26 protein-coding genes and 1 riboswitch are annotated in these 26,924 nt (G+C 63.4%); of the genes, 13 read left to right on the top strand and 13 right to left on the bottom strand.

Annotation, left to right across the window (positions count from 1 at the left end):
* Positions 1–147: 147 nt before the first annotated feature.
* The gene (gene xylB, locus HB777_27450; protein QND68927.1) at positions 148–1,602 is read right to left on the bottom strand and encodes a xylulokinase; all 1,455 of its coding nucleotides are present in this window, start codon (positions 1,600–1,602) and stop codon (positions 148–150) included.
* An 82-nt stretch (positions 1,603–1,684) separates the two neighbouring features.
* On the bottom strand, positions 1,685–3,007 hold the full coding sequence (locus tag HB777_27445; GenBank protein ID QND67293.1) for a tetratricopeptide repeat protein: 1,323 nt from the start codon (positions 3,005–3,007) through the stop codon (positions 1,685–1,687).
* Positions 3,008–3,296: 289 nt separating this feature from the next.
* Between HB777_27445 and HB777_27440 the strand changes: the two genes are divergently transcribed.
* The gene (locus HB777_27440) at positions 3,297–6,080 is read left to right on the top strand and encodes an autotransporter outer membrane beta-barrel domain-containing protein (protein ID QND68926.1); all 2,784 of its coding nucleotides are present in this window, start codon (positions 3,297–3,299) and stop codon (positions 6,078–6,080) included.
* A 52-nt stretch (positions 6,081–6,132) separates the two neighbouring features.
* Here the strand turns inward: HB777_27440 and HB777_27435 are convergent, their stop codons facing one another.
* A complete protein-coding gene (locus tag HB777_27435) occupies positions 6,133–6,756 on the bottom strand; it encodes a LysE family translocator (GenBank protein QND67292.1) in 624 nt (207 codons plus the stop codon).
* Between the two features lie 457 nt (positions 6,757–7,213).
* On the opposite strand from HB777_27435, the gene HB777_27430 reads away from it, so the two are divergent.
* The 8 genes from HB777_27430 (at position 7,214) to HB777_27395 (ending at position 14,000) form a co-directional block, all read left to right on the top strand.
* Positions 7,214–7,981, top strand: coding sequence for a L,D-transpeptidase (locus tag HB777_27430; GenBank protein QND67291.1), 768 nt, complete (start codon positions 7,214–7,216; stop codon positions 7,979–7,981).
* 100 nt (positions 7,982–8,081) lie between these two features.
* Positions 8,082–9,248, top strand: coding sequence for a diphosphate--fructose-6-phosphate 1-phosphotransferase (locus HB777_27425; protein QND67290.1), 1,167 nt, complete (start codon positions 8,082–8,084; stop codon positions 9,246–9,248).
* A gap of 17 nt (positions 9,249–9,265) precedes the next feature.
* Entirely contained in the window at positions 9,266–9,985 is a 720-nt protein-coding gene (locus tag HB777_27420; protein ID QND68925.1) for an MBL fold metallo-hydrolase, read from the top strand.
* A gap of 247 nt (positions 9,986–10,232) precedes the next feature.
* Entirely contained in the window at positions 10,233–11,759 is a 1,527-nt protein-coding gene (locus HB777_27415) for a DegQ family serine endoprotease (GenBank protein QND67289.1), read from the top strand.
* A 151-nt stretch (positions 11,760–11,910) separates the two neighbouring features.
* On the top strand, positions 11,911–12,522 hold the full coding sequence (locus tag HB777_27410) for a molybdopterin-dependent oxidoreductase (protein ID QND67288.1): 612 nt from the start codon (positions 11,911–11,913) through the stop codon (positions 12,520–12,522).
* Positions 12,519–13,265: an oxidoreductase gene (locus tag HB777_27405; protein ID QND67287.1), complete on the top strand. Its 747-nt coding sequence runs from the start codon at positions 12,519–12,521 to the stop codon at positions 13,263–13,265. The genes HB777_27410 and HB777_27405 overlap by 4 nt, the downstream gene beginning before the upstream one ends.
* Before the next feature lie 100 nt (positions 13,266–13,365).
* Positions 13,366–13,599: an AbrB/MazE/SpoVT family DNA-binding domain-containing protein gene (locus HB777_27400; GenBank protein ID QND67286.1), complete on the top strand. Its 234-nt coding sequence runs from the start codon at positions 13,366–13,368 to the stop codon at positions 13,597–13,599.
* Entirely contained in the window at positions 13,596–14,000 is a 405-nt protein-coding gene (locus HB777_27395; protein ID QND67285.1) for a type II toxin-antitoxin system VapC family toxin, read from the top strand. Before HB777_27400 ends, HB777_27395 begins: the two co-directional genes overlap by 4 nt.
* Before the next feature lie 24 nt (positions 14,001–14,024).
* Here the strand turns inward: HB777_27395 and HB777_27390 are convergent, their stop codons facing one another.
* The 7 genes from HB777_27390 to HB777_27360 all read right to left on the bottom strand — a co-directional run bounded on the left by HB777_27390 (position 14,025) and on the right by HB777_27360 (position 20,980).
* Complete coding sequence (locus HB777_27390) at positions 14,025–15,500, bottom strand: nucleotidyltransferase family protein (GenBank protein QND67284.1); 1,476 nt, start codon at positions 15,498–15,500, stop codon at positions 14,025–14,027.
* The gene (locus HB777_27385) at positions 15,497–16,174 is read right to left on the bottom strand and encodes a glycosyltransferase family 2 protein (GenBank protein QND67283.1); all 678 of its coding nucleotides are present in this window, start codon (positions 16,172–16,174) and stop codon (positions 15,497–15,499) included. The genes HB777_27390 and HB777_27385 overlap by 4 nt, the downstream gene beginning before the upstream one ends.
* The gene (locus HB777_27380; GenBank protein ID QND67282.1) at positions 16,174–16,926 is read right to left on the bottom strand and encodes a glycosyltransferase family 2 protein; all 753 of its coding nucleotides are present in this window, start codon (positions 16,924–16,926) and stop codon (positions 16,174–16,176) included. Before HB777_27380 ends, HB777_27385 begins: the two co-directional genes overlap by 1 nt.
* On the bottom strand, positions 16,923–17,969 hold the full coding sequence (locus HB777_27375; GenBank protein QND67281.1) for a serine kinase: 1,047 nt from the start codon (positions 17,967–17,969) through the stop codon (positions 16,923–16,925). Before HB777_27375 ends, HB777_27380 begins: the two co-directional genes overlap by 4 nt.
* A gap of 48 nt (positions 17,970–18,017) precedes the next feature.
* Positions 18,018–18,449 (bottom strand): PqqD family protein, encoded by a 432-nt coding sequence (locus HB777_27370; protein QND67280.1) that lies wholly within the window; start codon positions 18,447–18,449, stop codon positions 18,018–18,020.
* A gap of 150 nt (positions 18,450–18,599) precedes the next feature.
* Positions 18,600–19,709, bottom strand: coding sequence for a hybrid-cluster NAD(P)-dependent oxidoreductase (locus HB777_27365; GenBank protein QND67279.1), 1,110 nt, complete (start codon positions 19,707–19,709; stop codon positions 18,600–18,602).
* 23 nt (positions 19,710–19,732) lie between these two features.
* Entirely contained in the window at positions 19,733–20,980 is a 1,248-nt protein-coding gene (locus HB777_27360) for an aromatic ring-hydroxylating dioxygenase subunit alpha (protein QND67278.1), read from the bottom strand.
* Positions 20,981–21,092: 112 nt separating this feature from the next.
* A riboswitch (cobalamin riboswitch) is annotated at positions 21,093–21,295 on the bottom strand.
* A 491-nt stretch (positions 21,296–21,786) separates the two neighbouring features.
* On the opposite strand from HB777_27360, the gene HB777_27355 reads away from it, so the two are divergent.
* The 4 genes from HB777_27355 (at position 21,787) to HB777_27340 (ending at position 22,871) form a co-directional block, all read left to right on the top strand.
* Complete coding sequence (locus HB777_27355; protein ID QND67277.1) at positions 21,787–21,987, top strand: DUF680 domain-containing protein; 201 nt, start codon at positions 21,787–21,789, stop codon at positions 21,985–21,987.
* A 71-nt stretch (positions 21,988–22,058) separates the two neighbouring features.
* Positions 22,059–22,271 (top strand): DUF680 domain-containing protein, encoded by a 213-nt coding sequence (locus tag HB777_27350; protein ID QND67276.1) that lies wholly within the window; start codon positions 22,059–22,061, stop codon positions 22,269–22,271.
* 70 nt (positions 22,272–22,341) lie between these two features.
* Positions 22,342–22,551, top strand: a complete 210-nt coding sequence (locus HB777_27345; protein QND67275.1) for a DUF680 domain-containing protein — start codon at positions 22,342–22,344, stop codon at positions 22,549–22,551.
* Between the two features lie 83 nt (positions 22,552–22,634).
* Positions 22,635–22,871 (top strand): DUF680 domain-containing protein, encoded by a 237-nt coding sequence (locus HB777_27340; protein QND67274.1) that lies wholly within the window; start codon positions 22,635–22,637, stop codon positions 22,869–22,871.
* A gap of 74 nt (positions 22,872–22,945) precedes the next feature.
* Here the strand turns inward: HB777_27340 and ugpC are convergent, their stop codons facing one another.
* Genes ugpC through HB777_27325 form a run of 3 tightly spaced genes read right to left on the bottom strand, consistent with a single transcriptional unit; the run spans position 22,946 to position 26,923 of the window.
* Complete coding sequence (gene ugpC / locus HB777_27335) at positions 22,946–24,058, bottom strand: sn-glycerol-3-phosphate ABC transporter ATP-binding protein UgpC (GenBank protein QND67273.1); 1,113 nt, start codon at positions 24,056–24,058, stop codon at positions 22,946–22,948.
* Positions 24,059–24,099: 41 nt separating this feature from the next.
* Positions 24,100–25,764: an alpha-glucosidase gene (locus HB777_27330; GenBank protein ID QND67272.1), complete on the bottom strand. Its 1,665-nt coding sequence runs from the start codon at positions 25,762–25,764 to the stop codon at positions 24,100–24,102.
* Positions 25,765–25,768: 4 nt separating this feature from the next.
* Complete coding sequence (locus HB777_27325) at positions 25,769–26,923, bottom strand: carbohydrate ABC transporter permease (protein QND67271.1); 1,155 nt, start codon at positions 26,921–26,923, stop codon at positions 25,769–25,771.
* Between the last annotated feature and the right edge of the window lies 1 nt (position 26,924).

Raw genomic sequence — 26,924 nt, 5'->3', positions numbered from 1 at the left:
CCTCGGCCGCCATCTTTCGACCTTGGCGATTGGCGAAATCATCTATGACAGCGTCCCTCTCCCCGTCACTATACGGGGAGAGGATGCCGGCAGGCAGGTGAGGGGCAGCGCAAGCGCCCGGAAACGGGTTATGGGTTAAGCCCTGGCTCACGCCGTGGCGCCTTTGATCGCCGGATAAAGCGCCCGGTAGCGCTGATAGGCATCGGCATAGACCCCGCCGAGCGCCGCGTCCGGTTCGATCGTGGCGTCGGTCCTCGGTGCCGTACAGATTTCAAGCGGATCGGCACCTGTCGCTGCGATCAGGCCGAGCCGTGCGGCGCCAAAGGCGGCGCCGAAGTCGCCGTCGGCGGGAATGTCGACGGGCAGTTGAAGCGCGGTGGCAATCGCCTTCAGCCAGTAGCGCGAGCGCGAACCGCCGCCGATCGCCGTCACCCGCGTCAAGATCGTGCCGGCCTTGGCCAGGGCTTCGAGGCTGTCGCGGAAGGCAAAAGCGACGCCCTCCAGCACGGCCTGTGTCAGCACGGCACGGCTCGATTCATGCGCCAGCCCGGTGAATGCGCCGCGAATGGCGGAATCATTGTAGGGGGTGCGCTCACCCGAGAGATAAGGCAGGAAGGACACATCGCCGGGCGCCTTCAATGTGTCGCCGAGCTCGGCGGTCAATTCGCCGGCGTTCTTCCCGGTGATTTCGGACAGCCAGTTGAGCGAATCGGTTGCCGACAGGATGACGCCCATCTGGTGCCAGGTGTTCGGAAGCGCGTGACAGAAAGTATGCACGGCACTTGCTGGATTGGGCAGGTAGGAAGCATTGGCGGCAAACAGCACGCCCGATGTGCCGAGCGAAACGAAAGCGTGGCCGGCGTCGACCGTGCCCATGCCGCAGGCCGAGGCTGCATTGTCGCCAGCGCCGCCTGCGATCGGAATGCCGGCCTGGACGCCCCATTTGGAGGCCAGTTCGGCACGCAGAGCGCCTGCCTTCTCCGTGCCCTCGACCAACGACGGCATCTGCTTCTCATCAAGCGATGTCGCCGCGAGCAGGTCCGCACTCCAGCGCCGCTTGCCGACATCGAGCCAGGACGTGCCGGCAGAATCCGACACTTCCGAAATATGTTCGCCGCTCAGCCAGAGCCGCAGGAAATCCTTCGGCAGCAGCACTTTTGCGACCTTGGCGAAGACAGCGGGCTCGTTGTTCTTCACCCAGGCAAGCTTTGGCGCGGTGAAACCGGGAAAGACGATGTTGCCGGTCAGCGCGCGGAAGCGCGGATCGGCATCGAGGACGGCGGCCTCGGCATGGCTACGCGTGTCGTTCCACAGGATGCAGGGCCGCAGCACCTTGTCGGCGGCATCGAGCAGCGTTGCGCCATGCATGTGACCGGACAGGCCGATACCCTTGACCGCGGCGAATTCCCCGGGATGCCTGGCCTTGAGGTCGGCAATCGCCTCTTCGCAAGCACGAATCCAGTCGTCGGGATTCTGTTCCGACCAGCCCGGATGCAGGCGTGAAACATCGAGCGACGCATGGCCGGAGCCGATGACGGTTTGCCCGGCATCGATCAGTAGCGCCTTGACGCCCGATGTCCCGAGATCGAGGCCGAGATACATGATTTCCTCCCATGCCATTTAATTTTTTCGGGTCTCGAAAAAATCTGGCTTGGCCAGTTTTTAAAACAAGATCCGCTTCGGGTCAATTCTCTGACAAATCGGCGGCGCGTCGCACAAACAGCGCTGACAGCGGACTGTCGGGCCGCGCCATCGAACGTTCTGCCGTGAGCGCCCTGGCCAGCGCGCCGTCGCCGGCGCGCAAGGCCGCCTCGATCAGTGTCAGGTCGATGACGTCGCGCTGGGCATGGCTGCCGCCGAAACGGTGGGCGATCGCCCGTATCGGCCGGATCAGGCGCACGGTCTCGGCATAGCTGCCTTCGCCGAACGCCTTGATGGCGAGCGTCACTGGATGGCCGACATCCCTTGTGAAAGCCGCATTGTCGTCATTGCCGCGCATGGCTTCGCGCTGCGCCTCAAGCAAGACGAGGGCTGGCGCATCGAGCCCGGCGCCGACAAAGGCCATCATCGCGTGGGCATCGTTGAAGGCATAGAGGCCGGCGCCGGCCTTGCGCCAGTTGTCGGCGAGCGCTGCCCAGCGGTCGCCGACATCGAAGCCACCGAGGTGGAGCCGCCACAGGATCGCCGAGGCATCGACCATGTTGAGCGCCATCGTCGATTGCACGCTGTAGATGGGGCCGTCATAGAGCCCCAGCACTTGATCGATTTCGCCGAGATCATAGTGAAACAGCGCCAGGTGCCACCAATTGTGCACCTGCAGGAAGCTCTCCCTTGTCCACGCTTCCGGGTTGGCGCGCATCCAGGCGATGCCATCCCTTTGCCGGCTCTGCATTTCCATGACATGGGCGACGGCGTGCTGCGCCCAGCCATCGCGCGGCTCCATGTCGACTGCCGAGCGCCCAAGCTGTTCGGCCCTGACATAGTCGCCCATTTCCTCCAGCCCGAACGCCTGCATGCTGAGCATGGCGTGGTAGCCGGGCATGCTGCTTTGCCAGGACGGCAGGGCGCGTGCGATGCGGTCGCGCAGCATGCGGGTATTGCCGGTGAAGAAATCGATCTGGTGGCCGACCTGCAGTGCCAGCCCGTCGCGCGGGGTCTCGATGGTGACATCTTCAAGAATGCGGCTGGCCTCATGCCACCGCCCGTTGGCGAGATGACCAAGGGCTGCGACATGCGCCTGCTCGCGCGTGGTCGCGGCAAGCGGCAGTGACGCCTCATGGCAAGCCTTGGCCACCGCCGTCGCCTCCAGCTCGGTGGCGAGGCCGAAGAGATAGCCCTTGAAGACATGCGCCATGACGAAGCCGGGATCTTCCGCGATGGCGCGGTCGATGGAGGCTACGGGATCGCCGATGAAGCACTGCAGTTCACGCACCGCCTGGCTGTAGGGCGTGAATCCCGCCTCCGTCGCACCAGAAAGCGTCAGGCCGAATGCATCCCTGATTGCCATGCGATGTCCTTTCATTGACGCGTGACAGGCCCTCGATCCTTCGGCCCAAGGCGATCCTAAAGCATGGGCCACGGACACGCCAACCACGCGCTGCGCCAGACCATTTCAGTAGTCTTTGCAGTTTAGCAACCATTCGGAGCAGATTAGGCTTTGTAAAATCGAACCAATTGTGTCTTCATTGCGGCGCCGGGCGGGGAGCTTGAAATCGCGAATCGAGAGGGACGCGATGCGGCATCTGAAAAACAGGCTTCCGAACAGTCGTTCGGAGGATGCAGAAGGCACGGTTGCTTTGCTGCGGCGAAGGCCGCGCCAGCTACATCCATGGCTTATTAGCGTCCTCTCAACTACGGCCTTTGCGTTGCTGCCCAATTCCGCCGCGTTTGCCGCCTGCGTGCTGGGCCCATCCGCCGGGAACACCGTCTACACCTGTGATAGTGGCTCATCGGGCGGCAGCCTCACCGATGCTGCCGGCGACAACACACTGAATTTTCCCGCCGGCGGCACCGGGCAGATATCAGGCAACGTCACCTTTGGCGTCGGCACGGACCGCATCGACATGCAGTCCGGCACCATCACCGGCACCGTCGATCAGGGCGGCGGCACCGATTTCTTCACCATTGGCACGGGCACGGTCGCCGGCAATGTCCAGCAGGGCGCCGGCGTCGACGACTTTAATATGAGCGGCGGCCAGATCGGCTCGCTCAACCAGGGCGACGGCCTCGACACCTTCACGATGACCGGCGGCCGTATCGTCGATTTCTTCGACGATGGCGACCACGCGGTGATGACCGGCGGCCGCATCGGCCGCGTCAACATGAAGCTCGACCAGAACTATTTCAACATGTCCGGCGGCACCATCGACCGCAACCTCGTCACCGGCTTCGACAAGGACACGATCATCCTCTCGGGTGGCACGATCGGCGGCAACATCAGCGTCAGCGGCGGCAATGACAGCGTCACGGTCACCGGCGGCACGGTCGGTGGCGATATCCTGATGAGCTTTGGCGCCGACAATTTCGTGTGGAACGGCGGCGGCATCATCTATGGCGCCGTCGATCTCGGCGGCGATAACGACACCGCCAAGCTCAGCAATCTCACCAACGCCAATCTCGGTGGCACGGATGCAATCACTGGCGGCCTCGGCACCGACGCGCTGACCCTCGACAACGTCAAGCTCGATGGGATCAGCCGGCTCCAGAACTGGGAAAGCATCGGCGCCACCAACGACACCGAGCTGACGCTCGACGGCAATCTTGTGCTGGGCGACAGCGGCACCGGCACGGGTTCGCTCAGCGTCGACGCCTCGAGCACGCTCTATGGCGGCGGTTTCAACGCGGCGATCCAGGCCTTCACGGCCGGCCAGTTGGCGCAGGTCACCAATGCTGGACGCATCGACCTGACCAACGGCAGCACCGGCGCGACCGATCGGCTGACGATATCAGGCAATTATACCGGCCTGGGTGGCCTGCTGCTCATCCAGACCGAGCTCGGCGACGACAGTTCCGCATCCGACCGGCTGGTCCTGTCGGGCGGAACGGCTTCCGGTTCGACCGGCATTTCCGTGGTCAATCTCGGCGGCGCCGGCGCCTCGACCACGCAGGACGGCATCATGGTCGTCCAGGCGGTCAACGGCGCCACCTCGGGCGCCACCACATTCGCGCTCGACGCTCCGGTCGCCGCCGGCGCCTTCGAATATTATCTGTTCAAGGGCGGCGTCAGCGCCGGCAGCGAGGAGAACTGGTATCTGCGTTCGACGCTGAACACGCCGGCCCCGCCGGCCCCAGCCCCGCCGGTGGTCGAACCCACGCCGCCGCCGGAACCCGAGCCGCCGGCGGCCGAACCGCTGCCCCCGCCGCCCTCCGAGCTGCCGCCAACGCCGCCGCCGACCGAGGGCGACATCAACAATCCGCCGGTAGATCCGACGCCGCCGGTGCAGGCAGCAGATCCGGAGCCTGAGCCGCCACCGCCGCCGCCACCGGCGCCGCCCGCGGATCCACCGCCGCCACCGCCGGTGGTGCCGACTGAGGCGCCAGCGCTTCCGGTGCCGACACTGCCTGGCCCGCCACCGGTCCAACCGACGCCGCCGACGCCCGGAGCGACGGCGGTGGAGGCAGCAGAGATCACGCTCTATCGCATCGAAGTTCCGGTCTATTCGGCGCTGCCGCCGGTCGCCGAACATCTGGCGATGACGACGCTCGGCACCTTCCACGAACGGCGCGGCGAGCAGAGCCTGTTGTCGAACACGGAGCTGTCGCCGGTCTGGGGCCGCATTTTCGGCCAGGACAGCAAGATGGCGTATTCGGGAACGGTGTCGCCGTCCTTCGACGGCACACTGTTCGGCCTGCAGGCGGGCTTCGATCTGTTCGGCCGCGAAACGTCGTCAGGCCAGACCGACCGCGCCGGCCTGTTCATCGCCTACGCCAGCATGAATGGCGATGTGCGCGGCCAGGCGCTGGGCTGGAACAATCTGTCCGTCGGCAGCATGGATCTCACCGGCACCAGCGTCGGCGGCTACTGGACCCGCATCGGCCAAAGCGGCTGGTATCTGGACAGCGTCCTCATGGCCACCTTCTTCGGCGGCAACGCAACATCGTCGCGCGACGTCGGCATCGACATCGGCGGAACCGGCGTCACCGCTTCGCTGGAAGGCGGTTATCCCTTGGCGCTGGGGCAAGGCTGGACGCTTGAACCGCAGGCGCAACTGGTCTGGCAGCATCTGGCGCTCGACGATGCTTCGGACCGCTTCTCGTCGGTTTCCTTCGATTCCAACGACAGCGTCACCGGCCGGCTGGGCGTACGGCTGCAGGGCGAGACTGCTATCAACGGCATGCCGTTGCAACCCTACCTCAAAGTCAACATCTGGCACGACTTCGGCGGCACCAGCCATGTCAATTTCGACACCACCGATATCTCGACCGAGGGCCGGTCGACCTCGTTCGAATTCGGCGGCGGCGTGATCGCCAAGGTGACGGACAAGGTCAGCATCTTCGCCACTGGCGACTACACCACCAATCTCGGCGGCGACAAACGCCGGATACTCGAAGGCAATCTCGGCTTCAGCGTCAAATGGTGAGGCAGATCATGATCCCGGAAACCGGTTTCGGGATCATGGCCAGACAGACAGCCTAATTGCTGGAACGCATCGCCACCGTGGCGATGCCGGCGCCGACCAGCAGCGTGCCGCCGGTGCGGTTGAAGATGCGGATTGCCTTGGGGTTGCGCACGACGTTGCGTGCCCTTGCCGCGATCAGCGCATAGCCGAAGGCATTGGCGAAGGCGAGCGCCAGGAAGGTCGTCTCGAAGATCAGCATCTGCGTCCAGAAATCGGCGTGCCGGTCGAGGAACTGCGGCAGGAAGGCGACGAAGAAGGTGATGCTTTTCGGGTTGAGCGCGGTGACCAGCCAGGCATGCGCCATCATCTTGGCCGACGACACCGCGTCGGTGCGCGGTTCGGCTTTCAGCGCGCCGCCGGCGCGAAACAGCTTCACGCCGAGATAGATCAGGTAGCCGGCGCCGATCAGCTTCAGGATGGTGAAGACACCAGCCGAAGCCGCCAGCAACGCGCCGATGCCCAGCATCGACAAGGTCATCGCGGTGAAGTCGCCGAGCGCCACGCCGACGGCCATCGGCAGGGCGGTGCGCCAGCCCTGGCCCAGCGCGTAGGACACGACCAGCAGGATGGTCGGACCCGGAATGATGAGAAGGATCGTCGATGCGGCGGCGAAGGCGGCCCAGTTTTCGAAGGACATGTTTGTCTCCTTTGAGCTCAAAGAAGAGGATAAATCCTTAGGCCCGGGAGAATGTAAAGAGGCGATTTCCCTAATTGCGCCAGCGGCAGACCGGCGTCAGTTCGCGCCGCTCAGCGTGCTCACGATATCGGCCAGGCTGACATTGGCACCGAGAACGGTTGCTGCCGCGACAATGGCAGCGGCAAAAAGCTTGATGTCGGTTTTTAAGGTCTTGCACATGGAGGCCCCTCGCTGATCGCTTGAGAAGTAGGAAACACCAGTGCCGGGATTATGACCCGACCGAGGTCTTTTTGTGCGGCAGCTCCCAGTCAAGGATCAGCAGGAAGGTCGGGCGCCCGCCGGGCAATGCGCAAACGCAGGTCCTGCAAGGTCTTCACGCTTTATCAACCATGAATGATGAAAATGCCTGCTATCCGGCCGGACCGTGCTTCCCGCCGACAGCGTAGGGTTTGGGTATATGCGTGAGTTGCCGCAAGGTCTGACGCCGCCGCGAAACGGCGACGCATTCGAAACCGATCATCATCTTTCCCGCCGCGCCATCCTGTCCGGGGCAGGGGCGCTCGCGTTGCTCAGCGCCGCCGGTTGCTCGACCTCGGGCGGTGGCCTGCCGGCGCTCGAGCTGGACGACGTCACCACCGGCTCCGTGCGGCCGATCCGGCCAAGCATCAGCGTCGACAAGAACATCACCAGCCCCGGCGTCATGTATGCCGCGATGACGGATGGCGGCTTCAACATGCCGGAAGTGCCCTATCTCAAGGTCAAGCCGGAATTCCGCCGCCAGATCGTCGTCGACACGACAGGCGAGGCGCCCGGCACCATCGTCGTTCATCTGCAGGAGCGCATGCTCTATCTCGTCCAGCCGGGTGGCGACGCTATCCGCTACGGCGTCGGTATCGGCAAGGACGGCTTCCGCTGGTCCGGCCGCGCCAACATCCAGTATGGCAGGGAATGGCCGACCTGGACGCCGCCGCCCGAGATGATCGCGCGCAAGCCGGAACTGGTGAAATGGCAGGCCGGCCAGCCCGGCGGCCTCACCAACCCGCTCGGCGCGCGCGCCCTCTACATCTACCAGGACGGCAAGGACACCGGCTATCGCATCCACGGCTCACCCGAATGGTGGAGCATTGGCCAGGCGATGTCGTCGGGCTGCGTGCGCCTGATCAACCAGGATATCATCGATCTCTACAGCCGCGTTTCCAAGAAGAATCCGGTCGTCGTCGTCTGACCCTCATGCGGCGTGTTGGCGCCGCTCGAAACTCCCGTTGCGCGATCCGGCAAGACAGGCCAAGGTGCTTTGAAAACCATCGCGCCGGGAGAAATCAAGCATGGCTGGAACGTTTGTCATCGCGCAGGGCGGCGGCCCAACCGCCGTCATCAACCAGACGGTGGTCGGGGCGACGCTGGAGATCCGCAAGCGGCATCCCGGCGCCAAGGTCCTGGGCTCCATCCACGGCGTGCGCGGCATTCGTGACGGCAATTATGTCGACCTCTCCGCCATATCAGAGGAGCGTTTGCGGCTGATTGCCGGAACGCCAAGTGCTGCCCTTGGCTCGACGCGCGACAAGCCGGATGCCGCCTATTGCGATGTCATCCTCAACGGCCTGAAGAAAGCCGGCGCCGACGCTTTCATCTACATCGGCGGCAACGACACATCGGGCACGCAGCAGATCCTGACCGACGCCGCCGGCGGCAAAATCGCCTTCGTCCACGCGCCAAAAACCATCGACAATGATCTCGAGGAAAACGACCACACGCCGGGCTTCATTTCGGCGGCCGAGTTCGTCGCTGGCGCCTTCCTCTCCGTCGACCTCGATTTCCGCGCGCTGCCCGGCATCTATGTAGGCATCGTCATGGGCCGGCATGCCGGCTTCCTCACTGCCGCGGCCGCTGCATGGCAGCTCGACCCCGACAGCGGCCCGCACCTCGTCTACGTGCCCGAGCGCCCATTCTCGGCCGCCGGTTTCATCGACGACGTGCGCGCCACGCTCGATCGCCACAAGCGCTGCATCGTCGCCGTTTCGGAAGGCGTCAGCACCGCCGACGGCAAGGCGCTGGTCGAAAGCCTGGTGCCGCCGGACAAGCTCGAGCGCGACGCGCATGGCAACGTCAAATTGTCGGGCAGCGACCTGCCGGCCGCACTCGAGCGCGCGCTGGCCGAAGGGCTGCCGGGCAAGCGAGCCCGCGTCGATGCGCTAGGCTACATGCCGCGCGGCTATATCGGCGCCATCAGCGCGGTCGACGCGCAGGAGGCTTTCGATGCCGGCGCCTTTGCCGTCACTGTCGCCGAACAGGGCGGCGGCTCGGTGGCGCTGCAATATGACGGCACCAAAACGGTGCTGAAGAAGGTGCCGTTGAAGAACGTCGCCGGCAAGACCCGCCACATGCCGGACGATTTCATGAAGCCCGATGTCAATCAGCTGTCCGATGCCGGCATGGCCTACCTCAAGCGGCTGGTGCCAGAAAAATACAAGGTCGGGAAGCCGTTCGTTTGATGCCGGGCTCACACTTGATGCCGGACTGGTTCAGCAGGCGCATCGTCGACGACAAGACGACAATGCTGACCGAGCCGTTCGTGCATGCCTATGTACGTGCCAACATCTGGCATCTGCGCGGCCGCGATGCCGACCTGCTGGTCGACACCGGCATGGGCATCTGTCCGCTGGCGCCGCAGATCGAGACGCCCGACGGCAAGCCGCTGCTGGTCGTCGCCACCCACATCCATCTCGACCATGTCGGCTCGCTGCACGAATTTCCGTTGCGGGCCGGGCCAAGGATGAGCGCGGAACAATTCGAGAGCATGGATGAGGCGGCGACCTACGCCTACATGTTCCACGATCTCGAAGGCGCCGTTTCGAAACTGCCGGCGCCGGGCTGGAAGGCGGCCGACTACAAGATCCCGCCCGCTCCATTGACGCGTACCCTGGACGAGGGCGATGTGGTCGATCTCGGCGACCGGCAATTCCGCGTGCTGCATCTGCCGGGCCATTCGCCGGATTCGATCGCGCTGTTCGACGAGGCCGACGGCCTGTTCTTCAGCGGCGACGCCATCTACGACGACACGCTGATCGACAGCCTGCCGGACTCCGACCGGGCCGCCTATATCAGTACGATGCAGCGCCTGCTCGACCTGCCGATCCGCATCGGCCATGGCGGACACGGACCGAGCTTCGACCGCAAGCGCATGCGCGAGATTGCCACCACCTATATCGGGCAAACCGCGGGGATCTGATGCCCCGCGAGGTAGGGAGCCCTGCCTCGCAACATGGTCTCCGTGCCGTCGTCCGGATATTAAATCTTCGTAAGGTCGGCCGAAAACCCTAAATCGGGCCAATCCACGCCCTAGATGCAGAGCCGTCGATCCGGTCGGCTGCCATGCCAGGCGAGACGGGCAATCGCGACCCTCGACACGCCGGAACCCTGTCCCTGCATGGGAACAGGCCATGGCGCAGGATCAATTCTCGCCCGGACAAACGACCATGTCAGATATTCTTCGCAGACATCGCGTCGCGGCCTTGCTGGGCGCTGCGCTGATCATCTCCCCCTTCGTCATGTCTTTCGCCCAAGGCGAGGGCAACACTGTTCCGACGACCCAGACACCTGTCGCCGGCATCACCGCGCCCAACGGCTCGTTCGCACCCATCGTGGCCGCCGACAAACCGGCGGTGGTGACGGTTACCACCGTCATGAAGGCACAGCCGGAAAGCACGGACGACGGCGTGCCTCTCGGCAACTCGCCATTCGACGACTATTTCCGCCAGTTCTTCGGCGACCAGGGCATGCCCGCTCCGCGCACGCCGCCGCAGCAGCCGGCGCAGCGCGCCGAGGCACTCGGCTCCGGCTTCATCGTCGCCTCCGATGGCACCATCGTCACCAACAATCACGTCATCGATGGCGCCTCTTCGATCAAGGTGACGCTCGACGACGGCACCGAACTTCCCGCAACGCTCGTCGGCAGCGATGCCAAGAACGATCTCGCCGTGCTCAAGATCAAAGCCGGCAAACCCTTGCCGACGGTCAAATGGGGTGACTCCGACAAGTTGATGACCGGCGACCAGGTATTGGCGATCGGCAATCCGTTCGGCATCGGCACCACGGTCACCGCGGGCATTGTTTCTGCACGCGGCCGTGACCTGCACAGCGGGCCGTTCGACGACTTCATCCAGATCGACGCGCCGATCAATCATGGCAATTCCGGTGGTCCGCTGGTCGATGTGAACGGCAATGTCGTCGGCATCAACGCGGCGATCTATTCGCCCAATGGCGGCAGCGTCGGCGTAGGCTTCGCCATCCCGTCTGATCAGGCCCAGAAGGTGGTCGCCAAACTGATGAAGGGCGGTTCCATCCAGTACGGTTATCTCGGCGTCGAGATCCAGCCGGTGACGGCGGATGTGGCGAGTGCCATGGGCCTCGATCATCCGGGCGGCGCTCTGGTTTCGCAGGTCAATGATGGCTCGCCGGCTGCAACCGCCGGTGTTGAGACCGGCGACGTCATCACCAGCTTTGCCGGACAGGACGTGAAGGATCCCAGGGACCTGTCGCGGGCCGTCGCCGACGTCGCGCCCGGTGCCCGGGAATCACTTGAGCTCTGGCGCAAGGGCAAGGCAGTGCAGATTTCCGTCGACGTCGGCCGCAACACCGACGATGTGAAGACCGCGTCGGTGGACGACGGCTCCGGCGCGCCAAGTGCCGGGCAAGGCTCGCGCGTTCCGGCGATGGGGCTTGGCCTGATGGACATCACCCCCGACATCCGCGAGCAGATGAACCTCGCCGACAATCAGCGCGGCGCGGTGGTTGCTAGCGTCAATCCCGACAAGGCGGCAGCGGCTTCCGGAATCCAGGCCGGCGACATCATCGTCGCCGTCAATCAGGTGCCGGTGAAGAGCGCCAGGCAAGTGACGCAGGCGATCGCCCAGGCCGGCAAGTCCGGCCGCAAGTCGGTGCTTCTGCTGGTCGAGCGCGACGGCGGCCAGATCTATGTCGCGGTGCCTTTCGCCAATGGCTGAGATGTCGCGTTGACGTGAGCGCAGGACCGGCAGGGTTCGTCGGTGACGATCCCTGCCGGCCTCTGCCCGTCAAGATTTCGGTTGCCCGCAACGACATCTTCGAGAACATTGCATCAGGCCGATGTCGGCCTGATGCATGGGGATTGCCGCGATGGTCACCCGGGGTTTCTCTTCAGGACGGCGCCCGCCAACCGATGACGATGCGCGCATACCGCCGGGCCAATATCTTGAACAGGGGTTTCCAGTGCTGTCGGCGGGTCCGACGCCGCGCGTGCGCACCGAGGATTGGTCTTTCACGCTGAAACATGGGCCACGCCCGATCAAGAAATGGAACTGGGCCGAGTTCAACGCGCTGCCGCTGACCAAGATGACGCGCGACATCCATTGCGTGACCGCATGGACCAAGTTCGACACGCCGTGGCAGGGCGTTCTGGTCGACGATATCCTTGCCGATGCGGGTTTGGAGCCGCCGACCGGCTTCACGCTGGCACACGCGTTCGACGGTTACACCACCAATGTGCCGGTCAAGGATCTCACCGCCGGCAAGGCCATGGTGGCGCTGCTTTACGAAGGCAAGCCGATCACATCGGACCATGGCGGTCCGGCAAGGCTGCTGGTGCCGCATCTCTATTTCTGGAAGTCGGCCAAATGGCTGAACGGCCTGCAATTCACCACGCGCGACGAGCCCGGTTTCTGGGAATTGCGCGGCTACCACATCTATGGCGATCCATGGCGCGAGCAGCGCTACACGGACGATCCATGAGCGATGCGGCAGCAGTGCAATCGCCTTGGCAGACAGCCAGGATCGTCCGCATCGAAATGCGCACGCCGCGTGTCACCAGCTTCTTTTTCCAGCCGTCTCGACCCTTCGCCTATCGCGCCGGGCAGCATGTCGACGTCAGGCTGACGGCGCCGGACGGCTATCAGGCGCGCCGCTCCTATTCCATCGCCTCCGCACCCGAGAGTGGCGGCGTGGTCGAACTGGCGATCGAAAAACTCGACGATGGCGAGGTTTCGCCCTTCTTCCACGAGGTCGCGGCAATTGGCGACGAAATCGAACTGCGCGGACCGCTCGGCGGGCATTTCGTCTGGCCGGAAGATGAGGATGGTCCGCTTGTGCTGGTCGGCGGCGGTTCGGGCGTCGTTCCCTTGATGTCGATGGTCCGTCATCGCGCCGCGCAGAATTCAAGCGTGCCCGTCGTCCTGGTCTTTTCAGCCCGGGTCTGGGACGAGGTGATCTTTCGTGACGAGCTGATCGCCCTCGACGACCGCAAAGGCGGTTTCGATCTGGTGCTGACGCTGACGCGCGAAGCCGCACGCCGCCCGGCCGACTATGCGCGGCGGGTGGACGTCGCGATGATGGCGCAAGCGATGGCGCGGCTGCCCGAGCCGCCCGGTCTCGCCTTCGTCTGCGGCTCCAATGCCTTCGTTTCCGCCGCCGCCCAGGCGCTGATCGATGCCGGCGTTGCAGCGGAAAACATTCGCACCGAACGCTACGGAGTTTGAACGGGCTCCGACGGTTCGGTCGAGACTCGATGCTTCAAGCCTTGAAAATTGACCGGTGAGGTAATACCTTGTCGAAATATGGTATTACCAGGGAATGAAGATGGCCACCACCGTTACGGCAAAGGGACAAGTGACCATTCCCAAACCGGTCCGCGATCTCCTGGGGATCGTCCCGGGCAGCAGGGTCGATTTCCGACGCGCCGCCGATGGCAGCGTGGTGCTGGCTCGTGTTGACAAAGAGCCACCGGCGAGCCGCTTCGCCAAGTTGCGCGGCCATGCCGGCGAGGGGCTCACGACCGACGCGATCATGGCGCTCACGCGTGGCAAAGCGTGACCTTCGTCGACACCAACGTTCTGCTCGACCTTGTCACGGATGATCCCAATTGGGCGGACTGGTCGATCGCGCAGCTCGAGGCCGCGAGCCTCGATGGGCCATTGTTGATCAATGATGCGGTCTATGCAGAACTTGCCGTTCGCTACGTCAGCATCGAGGATCTTGAGGCATTTCTGGATGCGGCCGGTCTCGAAATGGCTCCGATGCCAAGAGCCGCCCTTTTCCTAGCTGGAAAGGTATTCACGCAATACCGCCGATCGGGAGGATCGAGGACCGGCGTCTTGCCCGACTTCTTCATTGGCGCCCATGCCGCCGTCGCCAGGCTTCCGCTCCTGACCCGTGATGTCGGCCGCTACCGGACCTATTTCCCATCCTTGAGGCTGATCGCTCCGGATCCCTGATGGCTGCCGGATGGCCTTCGCGCTTCAGCCAACTGGCGAGAAATCCGCCGACAGCAGCTGGAAAGGCAAGGCGCCATAAGCGGCCACCGTGGCCTCGTCGTTCCATTCGCGAAACTGCCGCGATGGCCGCGCTTCGAGCGTCAATGCAGCTCGCGCGCCGTCGAGCGCCACCTTGCCGCGAAAATGCAGCACGCGTTCTCTACCGGATCGGCTGATGGCCATGGCGCGCAACCGAGCGATATGCTCGTCACCGGCATTGATCTCCATTTCGATGCGGCGTCGGACCGGCGGAACACTGATCCTCACGGTGATATCAAGCATCATGTCGCCGGTCGTTTGCGGACAGGCGATGGCCTGCGAAAACACCAAGGGCGCCGGTGCGGCCTGCGGCTTGCGCGCGGCCGGTCTGCCACGCCAAGGTTTGGCGGGCGGCTCCTGCTGCAACCGGCCCTGCTTCCGCTTCAGGCGCAATTGCTTGGCAAGCCCACGCGACAGCCAGACAAGGCCGCCGAAATCCGTGCGCGGCTTGGCCTGCAGAACCGACGACCAGCGCGACAGGCCAGCCCGGTCGGCCATCTCGAAGGTTCTGGCCAATGTCGGCTCCGGCACGGCAATGCCGATCTCAAACACCAGGTAGGACAATGCCACCGCCGCAGGAACGGCCAGGCCGCGTCTGCCGACGATGTCGAGGAACACGTCCCAGTCGACGTCTCCGCCATGGATGGCGACAGCGCAATCGACGAGCCAGTCGCTATGGGTGTGGGCGTCGAGCCCGCCATGGGCGATGGCCAGAGCCATGCGATCGGCCGGCGACGGCACGAAGACCGCGACGCCGCTGAATTCAGCCGGGATCGCCCGTTGCCAGATCGCCAGATCGTCTTCCGCGCTCGTCTGCGACCCGTCATAGCCGAGCTGGTGCAGGTCGATGTCGCCGAAACGGCCCTTGAAGAAGTTCATCGACCGCAGCGACGCCAACCGGGTTCGCAGATATTGCGCGCTGACGCCCGAGGCGATCTGCCAGTCGCGATCGCGCAGGATGTCGAAGACGGCAGCCATGTCGCGCGGGCGCACCAGTATATCGATGTCGTGCGCGACCCGGCCGCGCTGCGCCGACGCATTCAAGGCAATTCGGCTGGCGCCCTTTATCAGCATGATGTCGGCGCCGCCGTCGGCCATTGCCTTCAGCGCCGGCTCGGCCTCGCGCATCGCCATGCGCGACTTGGTCCACAGCATCTTCTGCAGGCCAACAAGGCGCGGATGGGCGGAATGGCCTGCAAGCTTCCTGCCGAACCTGTCGGAGATGGCGGCAAGCAGACGATGTTCTCGAAACGAGACGAGATCGATGTCGTTCTCGTCCAGCCAGCGCGCGGCGCAGCCGGCGGCAGCGTCTTCATCGGAGAGCAGCGCCGCCTTGAGCAACTGGTCGAGCTGACCGGTCGGCCAGGACCAACCATAGTCCGGGAAGCGGCGGCCGACGCGGCGAGCGGGCGTGGCTTTCAACTGGAGCCCGCCTTGTTCTGGGCTCGCCGCTGCATGGCGAGCCTTGCCACCTGGAGATAGCCGCGGTCGCGTTCCGGATCGCGGCCATAGGAAAGGCTGCCCGGCCTGATGCGGCGCAATGCAAGCACGTCGTCGAGCATGGCAAGGACAAAGCCTGCCTCACGAACCCGGGCGATCCAGTCGATCATCTCGCCGCGGCCGCCTGGTGGGTCGATGATGGGACCGATGGTCAGCGCCACCTCCTGGCGGATCATCATCGTCGTGCGCGACCATCCCGCCCCGCTGGTCGCCTCGGGCAAATCGGGCCTGTCACCGCGAAACGTCCGCCAATGCGTAAAAACGCCCGCGGTTTCGGGATGACGGTCGAGATAGCCCAGCTGCTTTTCGATCTTGTCCGCCAGCCACAAATCGTCGGCATCGAGCGTCGCGACGAACGGAGTCGAGAGTGCGGCAAAACCCTTGGTCGTGGCGCTTCCGGGCCCCGCATTTTCTTGCCGCAGCACCGTCACCGGCAGGTTCATCGCCTCGATCACGGCAGCCGTATCGTCGGTCGAACCGTCATCGACCACGACGATGGCCTCGGCTTTCACCGTCTGGGCCAGAACGGAGTTCAGGGCCGCGCCTATGGTGGCGGCCGCGTTGAAAGCCGGAATGACGACGCCGTAGCCTGTCATCACAGGAATCGCCACTGCGCGAGGTCCTTGAAGTCGAAGATTCCTTCCACCCGGCGCAAGCTGGGGTCGGCCTTGCGACGCTTCATCGATTTGTGAATGGCGCGGATGAACTCGCGAAAGGGCACATCGGCTTCCTTGGTCATGTTGCCAGGATGACGCCTGTAATAGAGAGCCACCGTATCGGGCATAACGTATTTTGCTTGGCTCTCAAAGATACGCAGCAGATAGTCGGTGTCCTCGGCCTGTTTGAAATCCTCGTCGAAGCCGCCGGTGCGCTCGATGAGGTCTCGCGCAAAGATCCCGGCGGACAGGTGGATCCCTCGCACGGTGATGGAGTGGCTGTCGGCGGCCGGTTCCAGCGTCTCGCCATCTATCTTGTCCACGAGGGTCATGAGCGAATAGGTCAGGTCGAGGCCCGGATCCTGTTCGAAGCAGGCGAGATCCGCCTTGAAGCGCCCTGTCGGGGAGATGTCATCCGAATCGAGAAATGACACCAGGCGAGTCTGCGGCAGCAACTGTTTCAGCCCGGCATTGCGTGCTCTGGTGACCCCGCCATTGGTCTGCTGGAAAAGACGAATGCACGGGGCCTCGTCGATCAACGACCGCACGACCGCCGCCGAGCCATCGGTCGACCCATCGTCGATGACGATGATGTCGAGGTCGATGTTTTCGCGTTGCCTGAGCAGCGAGCGCAGCGCGAGGCCAACGAGCTGTTCGCGATTGTAAACCGGCATGATCACGCTCAGTTTCACGAAGCGCCCCCCGCGAGAAAGTCCGCAATCGTGCCGGCGATCTCCTGTGGCTGTGTCCCCAGCGACAGACGATAGCACGGCAGCAGGCGGGTCAGGTCGCTGAAAAAGCGAAAGCCGCTTTCCCGCTCGCCCGGCATCTGCGCTATACCGGACGGCGCCAAGGCGATCATGGCATCCCTGCGCGACACCGGCACGATCGAACTTGTCCCACCACCGCCGATATGTGGCACCACCAGCGCAACGATGTCCAGAGTTTCAGGCACCGGCCGAGGCGCAATGTCATCAATGTGAAACGTATGCTTGCCTTGCCAGTTGAGCGGACCATGGGCCGGCAGGCGGCGCTCCAGCCCAAGCCGCGCAAACCCCCGGGGATCCTGCTTGAGTGTTGAAAACAGCGGGCGGGCAGTCACGCCGTTGGCGAGGTCGACCAGCACATAATCGTCGCCGACGCTGTCCAGGCCGTTGAGGAGGCCGGCGGCGACGGTCCCGGATTTCCCGGCGCCGCCCGCGCCGGCCAGCAGCACGCCCTTGCCATTGGCGCCGAGCGTGCCGGCATGGGCAAGGCGCATGCCGCACGCCGCATATTCCCAATGCAGGAAAGCCCGCAGCGGCGCTCCCGGCTCCCACGGTGGAAAGGCGTCGGCCGAGGCCATCAATTGCACGCCAACGCGACGTTGCGGATCGTAGAACTGCCAGAAGTCGAGATCGTGAAAATAGTTGCCGCGCAATCCGGCTTCCGCCAGGCTGGCGAAGGCATGCTGCGTGAAGGGTCCCTGTCCCCAACTGGCCGGTGCCGCGATGCCGTCAATGCCGGGATGTGCGACGAAGATGCGGCAAGTGACGGCAGGCGTTCGGTTGCCCGGAGCAGTGACAAAGCCATGCGCGACGGCATCCGCCAACGCGCCCGCGCTCACATGCGCGGTCAGCTCCAGATGCGGCAAGCCCACCTTGCGGGTCAGTGGATAATGCGCGGTGCTGCTCTCTGCTTGCGCCAGGACATGACGTGCGTAGTCAGTCAGGTTTTCGAGCGTGACGTTCGGCATGATTTGCCTGTTCCGGAGCCGTCCGGCAACGAGAGCTTGATGGGCGCCTCAGGTGGCCTGCTTCACCGCGGGCCAGCCGAGGGGCTCCTCGACCTCGTGGATGGGGTCAACGACGATGAGGTCGGCAAGGTCGTCATGGATGTCGACCTTGAGGGGCTCGCTGGCAGCGGCAAGCTGAGCCAGCAATTCGCTGGGAACAGGTCTTGCCACGGCGTCGGCCACGGCCGCCAGCAAGCCGAATTCGAGCAATTGTGAAACAAAGCCGTCAATCTCGGCGGCACCGAGGGCGCCAATTCCGGTCGCGGCACCGACCAGTTCGGAGGCAGGCACGCCGGACGACAGTGCATCCCAAAGTCTGCTGCCTGAATCCGAGAAGCCGAAATATTTGCCCGTGGTCAGGTCAAGAACGACGGCTTCGCCGTCGAAGGATTCAAAGACGATATCCTTGCTCGATATTGCGTAGACGTCGGTATGACGCATTGCCCCTGGCCCCCGCAGCTTGCGCGAGCAATCGTCGGTCGGCGCGGTTGCTCTCGCTTACTACGCCTAAACGCTCGATTCCTCCTTGGCAAGCCGGCGTGTACCGGCGCGGCACGGACCATTTTGGGGACTGATCCGGTTCCGAGCGTGTCACGCCTCGATTTCGACCGCCGAAAGCGGTTTTGAGCAACAGGCGAGGATAAAACCGTCGTCGATTTCATGATCGAGGATACCGCCATTGTGGCTCATCTCGACATCGCCCGCGACCTTCCTCACCTTGCAGGTGCCGCACAGGCCGAACTCGCAGGCGGCGGGAATCCGCACGCCCGAGGCCCGCGCCGTCTGCAGCACGGTCTGGCCGGCGACGCATTCGGCGTCGACATCCGAAAGCGCGAAACGGATCGGCGTCGCGGCTTCGACGGCAATGGCGGCACCGTTTTCAGCCGGCGAGGTGAACGGCGCCGGGATTTCTTCCACGACAGGCGCCGCAAAGCTCTCCTGATGGTATTTCGTCATGTCGAAGCCGGCGGAGTCCAGCATGCCGCGCACGGCGCGCATGAAGGGATCGGGGCCGCAGCAGAAGATCTCGCGCTCGCGGAAATCGGGTGCCAGCAGCGGCAGCCGGATCGCATCGATGCGGCCCATATGGCCGAACCAGCCCTCACGGCTCGACCGCTCCTCGATCATGAAGCCGAGCGACAGGCCGGGCATACGGCTGCCGAGCAGTTCGAGTTCCTTGCGGAAAATGATTTCTTCCGGGCGGCGCGCGCAGTTGACGAAGCCGACATCGGTCCACGGCGCGCAGTCATTCAGCCAGCGCAGCATCGACATCATCGGCGTCACGCCGGAGCCGGCCGAAATGAACAGGTACTTGGCCGCCGGGTGGCTGTGCAGCGAAAAATCGCCGGTCGGTCCATAGGCCTTGACGTGCGAGCCCGGCGTCAGGTGGTCGAACATCCAGCGCGTGCCGGCGCTGCCCGGCTGCGCCTTCACCGTCACCGCGATCGAGAACGGCCGCGATGGCGAGGACGACAGCGTATAGGTGCGCATCAGCGGCCCGTCCGATGTCGGCAGTTCCAGCGTCACGAACTGGCCGGGCTTGTAGCGGAACCAGGTCTGGTTGTCGGAGCGGAAGGTGAAGGTCTTCACGTCGGGTGCTTCGTCGCTGACACCGATCACTTCCAGCACCTGCAGCCTGTCGTTCCAGGGCGTCATCTGGTCGAGATGGCGATAGAGGCCAAGATCCGTCATCGCATTCATCCTCTTGTCCCTTTTGTCTCGTGCTAGGCGACGCTGCGCAGCGCGGGCCGGCCGCCCTCGGCAAGGCGCGGGCCGATGAACGACGCGTACCACTCGACGAACTGGATCACGCCACCCTCATGCAGCTCCGAATAGGGACCGGGCTCATAGGCCGGCGACAGGATGCCGAAGGCGTTTTCCTCGACGATGCGGCGGTCCTGGTCGTTGGTCTCGGTCCAGACATGGGTGAGGTCTTCGATGGTGTAATCGACCCCCTCGACCGCATCCTTGTGCACCAGCCACTTGGTCGTCACCGCCGTTTCCGTGGCGCTGATCGGCAGCACACGGAACGTCACGGCGTGATCGATGAGGATGTGATTCCAGGTCGTCGGATAGTGATAGTGCATCAAGGTGCCGATCCGGTCGGCGGAAACGGTGTCGGAGAGGTTCTTCTTGACCGCCAGCTTGCCGGTCATGGTGTAGCTGACGGCATCGCGCAGCAGCGGCGCGCGGGTGGCGCGGTATTGCCCGGCCGGATCGATGCGGAATTTGCTCGGCAGGCCCGATGCCTCGCATTTGGCCCAGTGCGCGACCATCTCGGGGTCGCTGTCGGCGCCGTTGACGCCGGTCACGGTCGGTGCTTCGGGGAAGGTCTTGCACAGCTCGGGATGATTGGCGGCGCAGTGGTAGCACTCGCGGTTGTTTTCCCAGACCAGCTTCCAGTTGCCCTTCTCGATGATCGTGCTCTCGAAGGCGATCTTTGCTTCACGCAAACGGTGCGGCAAAAGATAGGGTTCGATCATCGCCCGCATCGGTGCGAAATCCGCCGGCTGCTTGGCCAGGCAGATGAAGATGTAGCCGCCGACGCTCTCGCAGGCGACCGGCTTCAGGCTGAACTCACTCTTGTCGAAACCGTCGGCCATCTGGCGGGCAAACAGCAGGCGGCCGTCGAGCTCATAGGTCCACTGGTGATAGGGGCAGACCAGCTTTGCCGCCGTACCCTTCTCCGTGTTGCAGACGCGGCTGCCGCGATGCCGGCAGGAATTGTGGAAGGCGTTGATCTTGCCTTGCTGGTCGCGGACAAGAACGACCGGATAGTCGCCGATCTGCACTGTGATGTAGCTGCCCGGCTTCGGCAGTTCACAATCGTGGCCGATGAACAGCCAGTCGCGATACCAGATCAGCTCCATGTCGAGCTTGAAATAGTCTGGATCGGTGTAGAAGGGCTGCTCTAGCGAAAAGCCTTGCCGGCGGCCATTCAAGAGCCTCAGCATGTCGTTGCGAATATCCATGTCCTGTCCTCGCTTCAAGGACTGAACTGGTGGTGACGGAGGAAGGATTGGACGCAGGCCGGCGATAAGCCGGACATGCACTATCCACCTCTTGACCGCCCACCGCGATCAGTCGAGTTCAAACATCTCGGGCTGGTTTCCGGGCTCTGGAGTTGTCCTTGCGGACCATCGCGACACCTTCCCAGGCAGTTGCCCAGTGGTCTCCCGTTGCGACTTGAACTCCACCACCGTTGCGGGGGCAGCGCCGGATTCTGACCGGCTTCCCAATTCTCCGCCTCGTCGTCACGAAGCGGCACCTGAGATGGCATGATCTAACCACGACAGCGATTTCGACATCGGCATGAAAGCGACATCGTATCCATGCGGCGCGACACGGGATGCGAAACGTTCCCGTTGGCGATTGCGCAGCTGAAATCCCATCTCAGCGGCAGCCATTCCCCTCGAAACCGACCCCTGACCGGGGTCAAAAAAGGTTAACGGTTTCGAAAAGTGACTATTAGCTCATTCTAAAATCGAACCGAACGGTTCGTTTCTGTTGACGGTGCGTGCAGGACGGTGTGAACGGTGGGCCTCCGAAACAGTTGGTGATCCATGCGCGGTTTTTGCCTAAATATTTGAAATAACAAAGAAAATATGTGCCGTAGACGCCCTTGGCGTAATTTCAAGTGGTGGATTCATGGTCCACATGGAACAACTTCGTGATTGGAAAAGGCGGACCGGCCCTACCACATCGGAGCTGTCCGAACGACGCGATTTCCTCCCAAGACACGCCGCTAGACGGACGGAAAAATACTGGAGTACATAAAATGAAAAAGATCATTCTCACTGCCGCCGCCCTTCTGGCCATTTCCGGCAGCGCCTTCGCTAATGGTAGCGACCACTATGGTTCGAACGCCCCGGCAGCCACTGCTGTCGACAGCTCATACACCGCTTCGATCAAGAAGTCGGAACCGGCTGCTCAGACGCCTGCCCAGGGTAGCGACCGCAACCTCTTCGGCAACCACTAACAGCCGAATCACCAGTTGACGGCGGGTTCGCCCGCCGCCCTGGCGAAATCCAAAAATTCAGGAGACTTGAAATGAAGAAGATCATTCTTGCTACCGCCGCCGTTCTGGCCATCTCGGGTAGCGCTTTCGCCGGCAGCGACAACTTCGGCTCCAATGGCGCCAACCAGCCTGCCGTCACCTCGGTTGACAGCTCGCATACGGCTTCGGTCCAGCAGAAGTCGGCTCCGGCTGAAAAGCAGCCCGTCGTTCAGGGCAGCGATCGCAACCTCTTCGGCAACAACTAACAGCGGATTCGCGGTTGACGGCGGGTCTGCCCGCCGTCCTGGCGAAATCCAGAAAATCCAGGAGACTAAAATGAACAAGATCCTTATTGCTGCCGCCGCCGTTCTGGCCATCTCGGGCAGCGCTTTCGCGGGCAGCGACAACTTCGGCTCCAATGGCGCCAACCAGCCTGCCACCACCGCCGTCGACAGCTCGTACACGGCTTCCGTCAAGAAGTCCGAGCCGGCTGCGCAGACGCCTGTCACCCATGGCAGCGACCGCAATCTGTTCGGCAACAACTAACATCCGACCTAACTAACATCCAACAACCGTGAGGCGGTGGGTCAGCCCGCCGCCTCAAGTTCGAAAATACCGGAGTATCGAAATTGAAAAAGATTGTTCTTACTGCCGCCGCTCTTCTGATTGCCGCCGGCAGCGCCTATGCCCGCAACGACAACGTTGGCGGCGCAGACATCAACAAGCAGGCGACCGTCAACGTCGACACCTCGCATACGGCTTCGATCCGCAACACGGCCTCGCCAGTGTACAAGCTGCTCAATTCGTCGGGCGACGTACAGAAGTCCGCCCCTCAGGGCAGCGACCGGAACCTCTTCGGCCGCTAACAGCCGAAGCTGATATCAAAAAAGAGCGGCGGGCCTTGCCCGCCGCTTTTTTACGTCCGAGACGTGGTCCTGCCTCAGGCCGCCTTTGCTTCCGGCTTTTGCAGCGCAAAGGAATGTCCGTCCGCATCGAAGATATGCAGGTCCTCGCCATTGGCGCTCAGCCGCAATATCGAACCGCGCTTGACCTCGACATTGCCGGGCAGCTTGGTCACCAGCGGCAGGTCGGCGCGGCCGATGTCGACATAGACCAGCTGGACCTCGCCGAGCTGCTCGACATAGTCGACCGTCCCTTCGAACAGATAGTCGGCGCCATTGGCGATGATCAGATCTTCCGGCCGCACGCCAAAGCTCACCGCAGCCCCCTTTGCCGAAGCTGGCGTCGCGATCGGCACGGTTGCCTTGCGTCCGCCGACATGGCTGACGACGGTCGGGTTGCCGGTCTTGTCGATGGTCGCCGGCAGGATGTTCATGGCCGGCGAGCCGATGAACTGGGCAACGAACAGATTGCCGGGTTTCTTGTAGAGGTCCATCGGCGTGCCGACCTGTTCGATATGGCCGTCCTTGAGCACCACGATGCGATCGGCCAGCGTCATCGCCTCGACCTGGTCGTGGGTGACATAGATCATGGTCGTGTTGGGCATCGATTCCTTGAGCTTGGCGATCTCGATGCGGGTGGCGACGCGAAGTGCGGCGTCAAGGTTCGACAGCGGCTCGTCGAACAGGAACACTTTCGGATTGCGCACGATGGCGCGGCCGATGGCGACGCGCTGGCGCTGGCCGCCCGACATCGCCTTGGGCAGGCGGTCGAGATATTTGGTCAGCTGCAGGATTTCAGCCGCCTGCTTCACACGGCGGTCGATCTCGGCCTTGTTCTCTTTGCCGATCTTCATCGAGAACGCCATGTTGTCGTAGACGGTCATGTGCGGGTAGAGCGCGTAGGACTGGAACACCATGGCGATGCCCCGCTTCGACGGCGGCACGTCGTTGACCACCTCGCCCGCGATCTTGAGCTCGCCGGAGGTGATTTCCTCGAGCCCGGCGATCGACCTCAGCAATGTCGACTTGCCGCAGCCAGACGGGCCGACAAAGACGATGAACTCGCCCGACTTTATGTCGAGGTCGATGCCGTGGAGAATGTTCAGATTGCCGTAGGACTTCTTCACTTGTCTTAGCGTGACATCGGCCATTGGTTTCCTCCCAGTAATTTTGAATTCAAGTGATTTGAAATTCAGTCGATACGCCCGAACCAGGCGCCGTAGCCGCCGAGCTTTATGGCGCCGCTGCTCGTCTGCCCCGAGAATCCGTGTCCCGGCAAAGGTTGCAGCGATCGGTTGCCAAGGTCAACCTCGGCCGGCCTGGCGCCCAGATTGAAGATGCAGACGATCTGCTCGTTGCCGGCGCGGCGCGTGAAGGCGACGGTGTCCCCCTCACTTTCGATGAAGGTTATGTCGCCCTTGGCCAGCACCGGATGGGCGCGCCGGAAGCTGAGAAAGCGCCGGTAATGCTCGAGCAGCGAAGTCTCGTCGCCCTGCTGGACATTGACCGCTTGCGCCAGATGCTTGGCCGGCACCGGCAGCCAGGGCTTTGCCTGGGAGAAACCGCCATTTTTGGCGCCGCCGTCCCACACCATCGGCGTGCGGCAGCCGTCGCGGCCCTTGAATTCCGGCCAGAAGCGGATGCCATAGGGGTCCTGCAAATCCTCGAAGCGAAGGTCCGCCTCGCCGAGCCCAAGCTCTTCGCCCTGATAGATGCAGACCGAACCGCGCAAGGACATCAGCAGTGCCGAGATGAGCTTGAGATAGGCGGTCGGATCGGCCTCATTGGCCGCCCAGCGCGAGGCGGGGCGCATCACGTCGTGGTTGGAAAAAGCCCAGCACGACCAGCCGTCGCTGGCGACCTTGCCGAAGGATTCCAGCACCGAGCGGACCTTGGCCGCGCTGATCTTTTCCGGCGCCAGGAAATCGAAGGAATAGCACATGTGCACGCGCTTGCCGCCGGCGGTGTAGGCAGCCACCACCTCCAGCCCGCGCTGCGAATCGCCGACCTCGCCGACCGCGGCGGTTGCCGGATATTCGTCGAGCAGGGCGCGGAACCGTTCGAGGAAGCCGAGGTTCTCGGGGCGGCTCTTGTCGTAGAGATGGTCCTGGTAGTTGTAGGGGTTGACCGCGGGCGCCGTCTGGTCGTTGCGCTCTTCCGGCGGCAGCGGCGGATTGTTTTCCAGGCCCTGGCTGTGGAAGTAGAAATTGATGGTGTCGAGCCGGAAACCATCGACGCCGCGCTCCAGCCAGAAGCGGGTGACGTCGAGCAATGCGTCCTGGACCTCGTGGTTGTGGAAGTTGAGGTCGGGCTGCTCGGCCAGGAAGTTGTGCAGGTAGTATTGCTGGCGGCTGGTGTCCCATTGCCAGGCCGATCCGCCGAAGATCGACAGCCAGTTGTTGGGCGGCGTGCCGTCCGGCCTGGCGTCCGCCCAGACGTACCAGTCGGCCTTCGGGTTGGTGCGGCTTGACCGGCTTTCCTTGAACCATGGGTGGTTGTCGGCGGTGTGCGACAGCACCTCGTCGATCATCACCTTCAAGCCCAGCCTGTGTGCCTCGGCGGTCAGCGCGTCGAAATCGGCCAGCGTGCCGAACATCGGATCGACGTCGCAGTAATCCGACACGTCGTAGCCGAAATCCTTCATCGGCGACTTGAAGAACGGCGAAATCCAGATGGCGTCCGCACCGAGTGCCGCGATGTAGGGCAGCCGGCCGATGATGCCCTTGAGGTCACCGATGCCGTCGCCGTTCGAATCCTGGTAGCTGCGCGGATAGATCTGGTAGATCACCGCACCTCGCCACCAGTCGCTATCGATGGCGAGATCAGGCTTCGAGCTGGCCTTCAAAGCGGATTGCATCGTCTCAGCCTCCTTTCACCGAGCCGGCAAGCAGCCCGCGGACAAAATAGCGCTGCAGCGAGAAGAAGACGATCAGCGGCACGATGATGGTCACGAATGCCGATGTCGTCAGGATCTCCCAGTCGCCGCCGCGTGAGCCCAAAAGCGCGTTGAGCTTGGCGGTCAGCACGATCTGGTCTGCCTCTGTACCGAGGAAAACCATCGCCACCAGCAGATCGTTCCATACCCACAGGAACTGGAAGATGGCAAACGAAGCCAGCACCGGGAACGACAGCGGCAAGACGATCTTGACGAATATCTCGAAATCGCTGGCGCCGTCGATGCGCGCCGATTCCATGATTTCGCGCGGCAGGCCGGCGATATAGCTGCGCAGCAGATAGATGGCGAAGGGCAGGCCGAAGCCGGTATGCGCCAGCCAGATGCCGAGATAGGTCTTCGACGGCATGCCGAAGAAAGAGCCGACGCCGTTGTAGAGCTTCAACAGCGGGATCAGTGACATCTGCAGCGGCACCACCAGCAGGCCGATGATGACCGCGATCAGCAGCGCCCGGCCGGGAAACCGCATCCAGGCCAGTGCATAGGCGGCAAAGGCGGCGATCAGGATCGGGATGATCGTCGCCGGGATGGTGACGGTCAGCGAGTTCATGAACGACCGTCCGATGCCCTCGGAAAACAACACCGTCTTGTAGTTGTCGGTGGTGAATTTCGGCGGTGCCGACGAGGCATAGTAGACGCGCTGGCCGCGATCGCCTTCGAACGCCTTGGGCGAGACCATGACGAAGCTGCCGTCGGCATTGAGAAGCAATGTCACGCCGTCGCCGAGATCGGCTGTCGTGCCGGCGGGATATTGCGTCGGTGCCGCCGATTTGACGCCGAAGGCGCTGATGTTGCGGGCAGCACCGTCACCGAAGATGTTGCCCTGAAGGACGAACTTGCCGTCCTTTTCGACTTGCGTCGAGGCGGCCGGCAGTCGGCCGGCTTCGGTCTGGGTGGAACTGGCGAAGGAGTTCCACCAGCCCGAGGCGATGATCTGGTTCTTGTCACGCAGCGACGAGACCAGGATGCCGAGCGTCGGGATGGTCCAGATCGCGACGAAGACAAGCACGGCGATGTGGACGCCAAAGCGGCTGGCGAAGGAATTTCCGGTCGCAACGGCCATC

The organism is Mesorhizobium loti, from assembly GCA_014189435.1.
GTDB lineage: Bacteria > Pseudomonadota > Alphaproteobacteria > Rhizobiales > Rhizobiaceae > Mesorhizobium > Mesorhizobium loti_G.
This window is presented reverse-complemented; position numbering and strand designations above follow the sequence as displayed.